Below are 11,963 nucleotides of genomic sequence, written 5' to 3' on the forward strand. Positions count from 1 at the left end.
GGGCTGTGGATCCAAAGAGCAAGGGCCGTCGAGAGACGGCCACAAGCCCCGTACCCGAGGCCGGGCAGCCCCCGGCCGCGCCGCGCCGTCCCGGCTCGCACGACCCGGAAGGCAATCGCCGTGCGGTTCTCGATGCCGCCCGCCGGCTGTTCGGGGCGCACGGCTACAAGGGCGTCGGGGTCCGCGCCATCGCGGCCGAGGCCGGGGTGACGCCGGGTCTGGTGATGGCGTACTTCGGGACCAAGGACGGTCTGTTCCGCGAGGCGGTCGGAGGCGAAGCGGGCGTCACGGGTGACGTGCTCGGCGCAGACGGAGATGGCGATGTACCGGCAGCCCTTGCCCACGCCTACCTGGACCGCTGGGACCGGCTGCCGGCCGATGATCCCTGGCCCGCGCTGATCCGCTCGGCGGCCAGCCACCCGCCGAGCGCCGAACTGCTGCGCACGATCCTGGAGAAGCAGGTCGGCGCCCCCCTCGCGAGGCTGCTCGGCGACTCGGCCGAGTCGGACGTGCGCGTCGCCATGGTCCGCAGCGTCCTCTTCGGCGTGATCATGGAACGCTATGTCTTCGCGCACGAACCGGCGGTCTCCGTCCCGACCGGGGAGCTGGCTCCCGCGCTGACGGACGTGCTCACCACCGCCTTCGGCGACGCGCTCCGTCCCGCCCGCGAGCAGGTGCGCGGCACCGAGGTCACGGGCGAGGCGGTGTCCGTACGCGCCGGGAGTCCGGAGGCGGAGCGCCCGCAGGCCGAGCGCCCGGAAGCCGAGCGCCAAGGCACCCGGTGGTCCGTGCCGGCGCCCCCCGCCACCGACGAATCCGCCACATCCCTGTTCGACAGGCTTGGCGAGTGCGCCCAGCGGCATCAGGCGCTCGTCGGCAGGACTGTCCGCGCGTACGGCATCAGCCTGCCCGCCTACGAGGTGCTCGCCACCCTGCGCGACGCAGGAGAGCCCTACCGCCGGACGATGGGCGAGGTGGCGGCCGCCGGCACGGTCCGCGCGGGCGGCCTCACCCAGCACGCGGACCGTCTGGAGGCGGTGGGCCTGATCCGGCGGGAGCGCGACGCGAAAGACCGCCGGATCGTCCGGCTGTGCCTCACCCCGGAGGGCATCGCGCTGTCCGACCGGGTCTTCGCCGCTCGGTCCGCCCAGGAGCGTGAGCTGCTTGCCGGGCTCGGGCCCGCGGACCGGCGCCGGCTGTCGGGGCTCCTCGGCGCTCTGGGGCAAACGCTCGGGGCCGGTGTCCCGGAGCAGTGATCGCTGCTCCGGGACACCGGCCCCTCTCCCGGCCTGCCGGGTGCGTCAGGAGTTGAGCTCCTCCAGGGTTTTGCCCTTGGTCTCGATCGCGAACCAGGCGATCGCGGCGCCCACCGCGGCCACCACGGCGAGCTGCGCGAAGACGAGCCCCAGGCTGCCGCCCGCTCCGATGATCGCGCCTACGGTTATCGGACCGAGAATGACGCCGAGCCGGTTCCACAGGCCGCCGAACGCTGCCCCCTTGGCCCGGTTGGCCGTCGGGTACATCTCGGGTGAGTACAGGTAGAGCCCCGCGTTGATCGCGAACAGGAAGAACGTCGTGCACGAGGCGAAGACGGCGACCTGACCGCCCGAGGTCGCACCGAGCAGGGCGAGCACGCCCAGCGAGAGCACGGTGCCGACTAGCGCGCCGATCAGGGCGGGCCTCCGGCCGATACGGTCGACCAGGAGGGCCATGACGAGGGTGCCGAGCAGACCGGTGATGTTGCTGACCAGGGTGAAGACGAGCGCGGTGGTCAGATCCAGGTCGAACTGCTTCGTGTAGAGCGACGGCAGCCAGACGGAGATGCCGTGGTTCACGTAATAGGCGACGAACCACAGCCCCGACAGGACCGCTGTACGCCGTAGGTAGCGGCCCTGGAACAGGTCGCGCAGGCGGCCCTGGGACACCTCGTCGGGCGCACCGGCGGCAGGGGCGGGCAGTGGCTCGGCTGTGGCGCGGACGACCTCGGCCTCGATGCGGGCGATGGCCTCCTCCGCCTCCTGGGTTCGTCCGCGGGCCAGCAGCCAGCGCGGGGACTCCGCTACGTGGCGCGGGAGAACGGCGGCGAGCAGTACCGGGAGAGCGCCGAGGACGAACATGGCGCGCCAGCCGAAGTGGGGGACCACCCACACGGCGACCAGGGTGGCGGCCGCCAGTCCCGCCGGGAAGATCATCTCGTACAGCAGGACGAAACGGCCCCGCTTGTCGGAGCGGGCGATCTCGTTGATGTACGTGGCCGCGACGGGCACGACTCCGCCGATGCCGAGGCCCTGGACGAACCGGAAGAGCGCGAAGGTCTCGATGCTGCCCGAGAGGGCGACGGCGAGGCTGGCCAGGGCAGTGACGGCGACGCCCAGTGCGACGGTGCGTACACGGCCGATCCGGTCGCCCATCCAGCCCGCCGCCACGGCGCCGAGCAGCATGCCGATGGAGGCGGAGGTCACGGCGAAGGTGGCCTGGCCGGTGGTCAGGTGCCATTCCTTCATCAGGACGGGGAGTGCGGAGGCGGCCAGCAGCTGGTCGAACGCCTCGAAGAAGGTGACGGCGCCGATCAGAAACCGGACTTTGACGTGCCAGCGTGATTGCGGCAGTCGTTCAAGTCTCGCGGCTATGGAGCCGATTGCTGGCTTGCCGGCCACAGTCGTCATGGAGGGGTTCCTTCCGCGGGCTGAGCAGTTGCGGAGACAGTAGGTTCCAATGACTAAGCGGTCAATGGTCAAGGACTTAGGGATCTAGTCTCCGGCGACTCGGTGTCCATCATCGGGGTCGCGGAGTGCGTGCTCAAGGCATGGAAGGCAACGATTTCGCCCTGGGTTCTTGCGCAAGAATAGTTAAGCGCTTAGATTTCTAGCACTTCGAAGGTTCCGGGTGACGGCACGCGCCCCCTGCGTCCGTACCCGCAGCCCACCTGCCCCCCACCCCGCCCGGAGGTACACCCGTGCCGCACTTCCCCACCGACATCCTCATCGCGGGCCAGTGGCGACAGGGTGCGGGCGAACCCCTCGACACCATCGACCCGGCGAACGGCCGCGTCCTCGCCACCGTCCACACCGCCACAGCCGACGAGGTCGACGAAGCGGCCGAGGCAGCGGCGAAGGCGGCGGCGGACCCGGCCTGGCGGGACCTGCCCGCCCATGAGCGCGCCCGGCTGCTGCACCGCATCGCCGAGCTGACCGAGCAGTCGGCCGACGAGCTCGCCGCGGTGCAGACGGCCGACACCGGCAAGACCCTCACCGAGACCCGCGCCCTCGCGCTCAGTGCCGCAGGCACCTTCCGCTACATGGCGGCGGCCCTGGAGTGCGCCGAGGACTCGGTCACGCCGTCCCGCGGCCCGTACGTCACCATGAGCGTGTACGAGCCGCTCGGTGTCGTCGGGGCGATCAACCCCTGGAACTCTCCTGTTGCCAGCGACGCGCAGAAGATCGCACCCGCGCTCGCCGCCGGGAACGCGGTCCTGCTCAAGCCGGCGGCCTGGACCCCTCTGGTCTCCCTCGCCCTCGGCCGGCTGATCACCCAGGCCCTCGACGAGTTCCGCCTGCCCACCGCCCTGCTCTCGGTACTCCCGGGCAGCGGCCGGGTGGTCGGTGACGCAGTCGTACGCCACCCCCTCGTCGCCCGCATCGGATTCACCGGCGGTACCGGAACCGGCAGGTCCATCGCCACGATCGCCGCCCAGAAGCTCATCCCCGCCTCGCTGGAGCTCGGCGGCAAGTCGCCTACGATCGTGCGCGCCGACGCCGACATCGAGCAGGCCCTGGCCGGCGTGATGTTCGGGATCTTCTCCTCCAGCGGACAGTCCTGCATCGCCGGCTCACGGCTCTTCGTGGCCCGCGAGATCTACGACACCTTCGTCGGTGAACTCGTCGAGCGCGTCCGCAAGCTGCGCGTCGGACCCGGCACCGAACCGAGCACCCAGGTCGGCCCCCTGGTGCACCACAGCCACCGCGACTCCGTCGCGGCCTACGTGGACCTCGCCCGCTCCGAGGGCGCACGGGTCCTGTGCGGCGGCTCGGCGCCCGAGGGGCAGCGGTACGAGGACGGCGCGTACTACCTGCCGACGGTCCTGGAAGGACTGCCCAACACCTCGCGCACCTGCCAGGAGGAGATCTTCGGCCCCGTCCTGGTCGCCCTGCCCTACGACGACGAGGACGACCTGGTCCGCCAGGCCAACGACTCCGTCTACGGGCTGGCCTGCGGCATCTGGACCCGTGACCTGCGGGCCGCCTGGCAGCTCGCCCGCCGGATCGAGGCCGGCACGGTCTGGATCAACACGTACAAGCAGTTCAGCGCCTCCACCCCGTTCAGCGGATGGAAGGACAGCGGCCTCGGCACCGAGAAGGGCCGCGACGCGATCCGCGCCTACCAGCGCCAGAAGTCCCTGTACTGGGGCACCTCAGGCCACCCGCTTCCCTGGGCCAACTGACCCGGCCGCACGCACGTCCGCCCGCCCGTCTGGAGAGACCGATGCACCAACCACCCCCCGGTCCGATCGCCCGGCTCCGCTCACTGCGCTACGTCGAGCTGCACACCCCGGCCTTCACAGAGACCGCCGACTTCTACGAAGAGGTCTGGGGTCTGGAGACCGTCGAGTCGGACACCGGTGCCCGCTGGCTGCGCGGCACGGGCGACGAGCACCACGTTCTCCATCTGTCCGAGCGGGAGCGGGTCGGACTCGGCCGCCTCTCGTTCGCCGTCGCGACCCCCGCCGAGGTCGACGAGGCCGCGCGGCGCCTCGAGGCACGCGGCATCGTCCCCGTCCTCGGGCCCGGCCCGCTGGACCAGGCGGGCGGCGGCTACGGGCTGCGGTTCACCGATCCCGAAGGGCGCCTCATCGAGATCAGCGCCCAGGTCGAGGCGGTCGTCCCGCGCGGCCGGGACGGCGCCGTGCCCGTCGGGGTGACGCACGCCGTGCTCAACACCACCGACATCGACGCCGCAGTCACCTTCTACTGCGAGGTACTGGGGCTGCGCGTCTCCGACTGGTCCGAGCACCAGATGGCGTTCCTGCGCTGCAACGCGGACCACCACTGCATCGCGTTCAACCAGGCCGAGTGGACCTCGCTCAACCACGTGGCGTACGAGATGACCTCGGTCGACCACTTCATGCGGGGCCTCGGCCGGCTCCGTCACCACGGCATCACCCCCCAGTGGGGCCCCGGACGGCACGGCCCCGGGAACAACACCTTCTCCTACTTCACCGACCCGTCCGGACTGGTCTGCGAGTACACCTCCGAGGTCGCCCAGATCGTCGAGGACGCCTGGATCGCCCGGGTGTGGCGGCGGGTGCCGGACCTGTCCGACCTGTGGGGGACGGCGGGACCGCCGTCCAAGGAGATCCGCTGCCACATGGCGGGCGCGCCGGACCCCGGCCCGCTCGCTCCCCTCGACGCCCAGGAGGCCACCGCATGAGCACCGTACGCAAGGTCGGCATCGTCGGCTGGGGCGCGATCGGCCGGGTCGTCGGCACCGCCCTCGCCGACGGCCGGGTGGGTGGCGCAGAGCTGGTGTGCGTCGTCGACAACCGTCCGCTCGGCGAAGCCGCACCGGCGCGGCAGGCCACCTTCGAGGAGGCCCTGGAGGTCTGTGACCTGATCGTCGAGGCCGCGGGCCAGGGTGTCGTACGGGAATGGGGCGAGCGGGTGCTGGAATCCGGCACCGATCTGCTGATCGCCTCCACCGGAGCGCTGACCGACGAGGAGCTCGCGAAGCGGCTGCTCGCGGCGGGACCCGGCCGGGTGTACTTCACCGGTGGTGCCGTGGGCGGCCTCGACCTGCTCCAGGCGGCACGCTCCCTGGGCCCGCTCGACGAGGTGCGCCTCACCACCACGAAGCTGCCCGCGACCCTCGAACAGCCCTGGATGGACGAGGAGTTGCTGGCCCGGATGCGGTCGGCGACCGGCCCGGTCGTGGTCATGTCCGGCACCGCCCGCGAGGTCCCGGTCAAGTTCCCCAAATCGACGAATGTGGCTGCGTCCGTCGCGCTGGCCGTCGGCGACCTGGACGCTGTGCGGGTCCAGGTCGTCGCCGACCCGGCGGCGCACCGCACACGCCATGTGATCGAGGCGTCGGGCGCACACGGTGCGTACCGCTTCGAGGTCGCCCACCTGCCCGACCCCGGCAATCCGGCCACCAGCCAGGTGGTTCCGTACGCGGTCCTGCGCAGCCTCGCCGCGCTCGCCGGGCGGACGGGCCAGATCCTGTGAGCGCCCGCGCCGACGTCCACGTCGAAGAGGCCGGTGACCGGGGCCCCCTGCTGCTGTGCCTGCACGGGATCGGCTCGTCGTCGGCAGCGTTCGCCCCGCAGCTCGCCGAACTCTCCTCGTACGTGCGGGTCGTGGCCTGGGACGCCCCCGGTTACGCCAAGTCGCCCGACCCCGAGGAACCGCTCGGCCTGGACGACTACGCGGACGCGGCAGCCGCTCTCATCCGTGAACGCGCCTCGACCGCGCATGTCCTCGGAGTGTCCTGGGGCGGCGTGATCGCCCTGCGGCTCGCCGCCCGCCACCCGGAGCTCGTCGCCTCGCTCATCGTCGCCGACTCCAGCCCGGGCTCCGGCACCGACGAGGCGAAGGCGAAGGGCATGCGGGCCCGGGCCACCGAGCTTGCCGAGCTCGGCCCACGCGCCTTCGCCGAGGGACGCGGACCGCGGCTGGTGTCGCCCGGCGCCCCCGACGAGCTGGTCCGCCGGGTCGTGGACACTATGGCCGCCTCGGTACGGCTGCCCGGCTACGCGTACGCCGCCGAGTCCATGGCCGCCGCCGATCTGCGCGCCGAACTCCCCTCGATCGCCGCGCCCACCCTCGTGCTGTGCGGCGAGCAGGACCGGGTCACCGGCATCGAGGCGAGCCAGGCCATCGCCGGAGCCATCCACAAGACCGCCTACGTGATCGTCAAGGACGCCGGTCACCTGGCCAACCAGGAGCAGCCCGGGCACTTCAACGCCTGGGTGCTCTCCCACCTCCGCATCACCGCATCCATCCCCGAGTAGGAGCTACCCCCATGCCTCTGACGACCACCGAGTACGACAACGGCGGCGACCTCACCGCGTACACCGACTCCCTCATCGCCACGAAGGCCTCCCGCGTGGCGGACTTCGACACCCTCTCCTTCCAGGAGAAGGCCGGCGCACAGTTCCGCCGCGGCCAGATCCGGTACGTCGGCTCGGGTGCCACCGGCAACCACGAGAACGACAGCCGGATCCTCCCCTCCGGCGGGTTCACCTTCTCCAACATGCTGCTGCCGCCCGGCGCCGAAGGCCCGGCCCACACCCACCACGACGTCGAGGAAGCCTTCTTCGTCCTGGAGGGCGAGGTCAAGGTCGGCATCCACCGCGGCCCGGACGAGGCCGAGTACCGCACTCTCGGCTACCGCGACATGATCGTGGTCCCGGCCGGAGTGACCCGTTCGCTCAAGAACGAGGGCGACACCGACGCCCTGTTCTGCGTCGTCATCGGCACCAGGAAGCCGCAGGTGCCGACCTACCCCGAGTACTCGCCGATGCACGGCGTCACCCGTGGCTGACCAGCCCCCGGCCGACGCACGCACTGTCGTCGTCACCGGTGCGGGCCGTGGCCTGGGACTGGCCATGGCCCGCCGGGCAGGTGCCGACGGCTTCCGGGTCGTCGTCGCCGAACTGGAACAGGAACGGGGCGAGCACGCCGTCGCGGAACTGTGCGCGGAGGGCATCGACGCCCACTTCGTACGCTGCGATGTCGCCGACCCCGACTCGGTGGCCGCGCTGGCCGCCGCCGTACGCGAGTTCGGCCCCGTGTACGGCCTGGTCAACAACGCGGCCCTCGCCAACGGTGTGGGCGGCAAGGAGTTCCAGGACATCGACATCGAGGTGTGGGACCGGCTGATGGCGGTCAACGCCCGCAGCCCCTGGCTGGTGTCGAAGGCGCTGTACCCGCTCTTCGCGACGCCGGCGCGGATCGTCAACATCGCCTCGGACGCCGCGCTCTACGGATCCCCCCGCCTCGCCCACTACATCGCCTCCAAGGGCGCGGTCATCGCACTCACCCGTGCCATGGCACGCGAACTCGGCGACAAGGGGATCACCGTGAACGCGGTCGCCCCCGGACTCACCGAGTGCGAGGCGACCGAGACCGTGCCCGCCGAACGGCACGACCTCTACCGAATGAACCGGGCCATCTCCCGGCCGCAGCAGCCGGACGACCTCACCGGGATCGTCTCCTTCCTGCTCGGCGAGGAATCCCGCTACCTGACCGGACAGGTGATCGCCGTCAACGGCGGCTTCACCATGAACTGAACTGCAAGGGACACGAGTTATGGATCTGGGACTCGCCGACCGCACCATCGTGGTCACCGGCGGCAGCTCGGGCGTCGGCCTGGCCACGGTCCGCGCCCTGCTCGACGAGGGGGCCCGCGTCGCCGCCTGTGGCCGTGACGCCGACCGGCTCGCCAAGGTGACAGCCGACCTCGGCGCCGGACACGACCGCCTGCTGACCGCAGTGTGCGACGTCCGGGACGCGGGCGCCGTGGACGACTTCGTCCGCCGGACCGCCGAGGAGTTCCGCGGCATCGACGGACTCGTCAACAACGCCGGACAGTCCCGGATGAAGGGTCTCGACGACTCCACCGCCGAGGACTGGCGCGACGAGCTGGAGCTGAAGTTCGCCGGAGTGCTCAACCCCCTGCAGGCCGCGCGCCCGCATCTCGCCGCCTCCGGCGCGGCGAGCGTCGTCAACATCAACGCGGTGCTCGCCAAGCAGCCCGAGCCCCGGCTGATCACGACGAGCGCCGCCCGGGCGGGCATCCTCAACCTCTCCAAGTCCCTGTCGGCCGAACTCGCCGGCGACGGCATCCGGGTCAACTCCGTCTGCCTCGGCCTCATCGACACCGGCCAGTGGACGAGGCGCTACGCAGCCGCGGAGTCCGGCCGGACCTACGAGGACTGGCAGGCGGAACTGGCCGCCGACCGGGGCATAGCCCTCGGCCGCCTCGGCCGGGCCGAAGAGGTCGCGTTCGCGGTCCTCGCCCTGCTCTCGCCCCTCGCCTCGTACATCACCGGCACCAGCATCGACGTCTGCGGCGGCGTCGGCCGCTCCATCCTCTGAGGAGACACCATGCATTACGACAACGGAGGCGATCTCCTCGTCGCCGTCCTGCGGGAACTCGGCATCGACACCGTCTTCGGCATCGTCAGCGTGCACAACCTGCCGCTCGTCGAGGCCGTCGACCGCGAACTGCGTTTCGTGCCCGTGCGGCACGAGGCATCCGCCGTGAACGCCGCGGACGCCTACGGACGTGCCCGGGGCTCGCTCGGCTGCGCACTGACCTCCACCGGTACGGGAGCCGGCAACGCGGCCGGATCGCTGATCGAAGCGCTCAGCGCGGGCAGCTCCGTACTGCACGTCACCGGCCAGGTGGAGAGCGAATTCCTCGGCAGCGGCCGGGGCTTCATCCACGAGACGAAGGACCAGCTCGGCATGCTGAGCGCGGTCTCCGCCCACGCCGCGAGTGTGCCGGACGCCGAGCAGGCGGGCCGGATCCTGCGCGAGGCGGCACGCGCCGCGCTCACCGCACCGGGCGGCCCGGCGAGCGTGGAGTGGCCGATCGACCTCCAGTTCGCGGCCCAGACCGACGAGCCGGCCGAGCTCCCCGCAGCCGCCGTCCCGGCTCCCACGGGGAGTGAACTCGCCGCAGCCGGCGCCCTTCTGGCCTCCGCCCGCCGCCCGCTGATCTGGGCAGGTGGCGGCGTGGTCACCGCCGGGGGCGAGCTGGCCGGGCTGCTGGAGGCTGCCGGAGCGGGACTGCTGACCTCGAACTCCGGGCGCGGCGCGGTCCCCGAGGACCACGAGCAGGTCATCGGCAACTTCGCCACCACCCCCGCGGTGCGCGCCCTGCTCGCCGACGCGGACGTGCTGCTCACCATCGGCACGCACTTCCGCTCCAACGAGACCGCCGACTACACCCTGGAACTCCCCGGGGCGCACATCCAGATCGACATCGACAAGGACGCGCTGGGCCGGGTGTACCCCGTCGCCCACGCCCTGCACGGAGACGCCGCCGCCACTCTGGCCGCTCTGCTGCCGCACGCCCGGCCCTCCGAGAGTGGCTGGACGGATCGCGTGGGCGCCGTACGCACCGAGGTGCGGGCACTCCTGCACGGCAACATCGGACCGCAGGCCGCGATCTGCGACGCGATCCGCGCGGCGCTGCCCCGCGAGGCGGTCGTGGCGCGCGACGTCACGATCCCCTCCAGCAGCTGGGGCAACCGGCTGCTGGAGATGTACGACCCGCGGGACAACGTCTTCCCGCGCGGCGGCGGCATCGGACAGGGGCTCGGCATGGGCATCGGTGCGGCGCTCGCGCGGCCCGACGCGCCCACGGTCGTCATCGCCGGCGACGGCGGACTCGCCGTCCACCTCGGCGAGCTCCTCACCCTTGCCCAGGAACGGCCCCGGCTGACCCTGATCGTCTTCAACGACGGCGGCTACGGAGTCCTGCGCAATATGCAGGACCGCTACAGCGAGCGCCGCTCAGGGGTCGACCTGGCCACCCCCGACTTCGAACTGCTGGCCCGGGCCTGCGGGTTGCCGTACCTGCGGATCGCTGCCGAGGAGCACGCCGGCCCGGTGCTCGCCGAGGCCGTCGACTCCAACGGTCCAACGCTCGTCGAGGTCGATCTGACGGCACTCGGACCGATGAAGGTCCCGTTCACCCCACCCGTGAGGATCCCGGGCCAGTAGCCCGGTCACGTCACCGCCGGTAAGGAGGCAACAGGCCATGAGCGAGCACTCGCTGCAGCTGGTCGTCCATCGAATGACCTGGGAGGCACAGGGCGTACTCTCCGTCGAACTGACGCACCCCGACGGCAAACCCCTGCCGGCGTGGACGCCCGGCGCACACCTCGACGTCCATGTCGGGGGCCAGGTACGCCAGTACAGTCTGTGCGGCGACCCGAACGTGCCGGACGTCTACCGCATCGGTGTGCTCAACGAACCCGCCTCGCGAGGCGGTTCGCGGTTCGTGCACACACAGCTGCGCCCCGGGCAGCCGGTCACGGTCTCCGAACCGCGCAACCACTTCGCGCTGGAGGACGCCGACGCCTACCTGTTCGTCGCCGGAGGCATCGGGATCACCCCGCTGCTGGCGATGGCCGGGGAGGCGGCCCGCCGGGGTGCCGCCTGGCGGATGGTCTACGGAGGCAGAGGGCGGGCGTCGATGGCGTTCACCTCCGAACTCGCCGCGCTCGGCGGCGATGTCACCCTCGTCCCGCAGGACGAACTGGGCCACATCGACCTGGATGCCGCGCTCGCGGAGCTGCCCGACGGCACGCTGGTGTACTCCTGCGGTCCCGAGCCCCTGCTCGCGGCCGTCGAGGCGCGCTGCCCCGAGGACCGGTTGCGCCTGGAACGGTTCGCCGCACCGTCCGTGGAACGCACCGGTGACGACGAGGAGTTCGAGGTCGAGTGCCGCACCTCCGGGGTGACCCTCACCGTCGGCGCAGGCACCTCCATCCTCGACGCCGTCGAGGGCGCCGGCATCGACGCACCGAGCTCCTGCCGTGACGGGATCTGCGGATCCTGCGAGACCCGGGTGATCGAGGGCACCCCCGACCACCGGGACTTCCTGCTCAGCGAGGCCGAACGTGCCACCTGCGCCACGATGATGATCTGCGTCTCGCGGTGCGCGTCACGGAGCCGGCTCGTCCTCGACCTCTAACACCTTTCCCCCGCACTTCAAGGAGACACCGTGACCGACACCTGGCCATACCTGGACGGCCACCAGTCCCGTAGCCACGAGCCGACCCCGTACGAGTACAAGCTCGCCGCGACCCTCGAGGAGGTCTTCACCAAGGAGGGCCATGAGCTGGCCGACGTGGTGCGCGGACTCAACGCCCGCCAGGTCCACGCCGGCGACGGCACACCGTGGACCGAGGAATCCTTCCGCGCCGAGATGAACCGACTGGGAGCCTGACC

The 11,963-nt window shown here is 71.5% G+C and carries 12 protein-coding genes; 11 read left to right on the forward strand and 1 reads right to left on the reverse strand.

Annotated elements, in window-relative coordinates:
• Positions 1-5 precede the first annotated feature (5 nt).
• Positions 6-1,256, forward strand: a complete 1,251-nt coding sequence (locus OG788_RS39450; protein ID WP_406375752.1) for a TetR family transcriptional regulator — start codon at positions 6-8, stop codon at positions 1,254-1,256.
• 45 nt (positions 1,257-1,301) lie between these two features.
• Here OG788_RS39450 and OG788_RS39455 read toward each other — a convergent pair whose 3' ends face one another.
• Positions 1,302-2,666, reverse strand: coding sequence for an MFS transporter (locus OG788_RS39455; protein ID WP_406375753.1), 1,365 nt, complete (start codon positions 2,664-2,666; stop codon positions 1,302-1,304).
• Positions 2,667-2,926: 260 nt separating this feature from the next.
• Between OG788_RS39455 and OG788_RS39460 the strand changes: the two genes are divergently transcribed.
• The 10 genes from OG788_RS39460 to OG788_RS39505 are packed head-to-tail and all read left to right on the forward strand — an operon-like array spanning position 2,927 to position 11,961.
• Entirely contained in the window at positions 2,927-4,441 is a 1,515-nt protein-coding gene (locus tag OG788_RS39460) for an aldehyde dehydrogenase family protein (protein WP_406376971.1), read from the forward strand.
• Between the two features lie 41 nt (positions 4,442-4,482).
• Positions 4,483-5,427 carry a VOC family protein gene (locus tag OG788_RS39465; RefSeq protein WP_351542734.1) on the forward strand — a complete coding sequence of 315 codons (945 nt, stop codon included), beginning with the start codon at positions 4,483-4,485 and terminating at the stop codon, positions 5,425-5,427.
• Positions 5,424-6,221, forward strand: a complete 798-nt coding sequence (locus OG788_RS39470) for an aspartate dehydrogenase domain-containing protein (RefSeq protein WP_266764916.1) — start codon at positions 5,424-5,426, stop codon at positions 6,219-6,221. Before OG788_RS39465 ends, OG788_RS39470 begins: the two co-directional genes overlap by 4 nt.
• Positions 6,218-7,006 carry an alpha/beta fold hydrolase gene (locus tag OG788_RS39475; RefSeq protein ID WP_351542730.1) on the forward strand — a complete coding sequence of 263 codons (789 nt, stop codon included), beginning with the start codon at positions 6,218-6,220 and terminating at the stop codon, positions 7,004-7,006. The genes OG788_RS39470 and OG788_RS39475 overlap by 4 nt, the downstream gene beginning before the upstream one ends.
• An 11-nt stretch (positions 7,007-7,017) precedes the next feature.
• Positions 7,018-7,539: a cupin domain-containing protein gene (locus OG788_RS39480; RefSeq protein ID WP_266764918.1), complete on the forward strand. Its 522-nt coding sequence runs from the start codon at positions 7,018-7,020 to the stop codon at positions 7,537-7,539.
• Entirely contained in the window at positions 7,532-8,287 is a 756-nt protein-coding gene (locus OG788_RS39485; RefSeq protein ID WP_406375754.1) for an SDR family oxidoreductase, read from the forward strand. Before OG788_RS39480 ends, OG788_RS39485 begins: the two co-directional genes overlap by 8 nt.
• 19 nt (positions 8,288-8,306) lie before the next feature.
• Entirely contained in the window at positions 8,307-9,095 is a 789-nt protein-coding gene (locus OG788_RS39490; protein ID WP_406375755.1) for an SDR family oxidoreductase, read from the forward strand.
• Between the two features lie 9 nt (positions 9,096-9,104).
• Positions 9,105-10,730 carry a thiamine pyrophosphate-binding protein gene (locus OG788_RS39495; RefSeq protein ID WP_406375756.1) on the forward strand — a complete coding sequence of 542 codons (1,626 nt, stop codon included), beginning with the start codon at positions 9,105-9,107 and terminating at the stop codon, positions 10,728-10,730.
• A gap of 37 nt (positions 10,731-10,767) precedes the next feature.
• The gene (locus OG788_RS39500) at positions 10,768-11,706 is read left to right on the forward strand and encodes a PDR/VanB family oxidoreductase (RefSeq protein WP_406375757.1); all 939 of its coding nucleotides are present in this window, start codon (positions 10,768-10,770) and stop codon (positions 11,704-11,706) included.
• A 30-nt stretch (positions 11,707-11,736) separates the two neighbouring features.
• Positions 11,737-11,961: a recombinase-like helix-turn-helix domain-containing protein gene (locus tag OG788_RS39505; RefSeq protein ID WP_406375758.1), complete on the forward strand. Its 225-nt coding sequence runs from the start codon at positions 11,737-11,739 to the stop codon at positions 11,959-11,961.
• Positions 11,962-11,963 lie beyond the last annotated feature (2 nt).

This window comes from Streptomyces sp. NBC_00647 (genome assembly GCF_045207245.1).
Classification (GTDB): Bacteria; Actinomycetota; Actinomycetes; order Streptomycetales; family Streptomycetaceae; genus Streptomyces.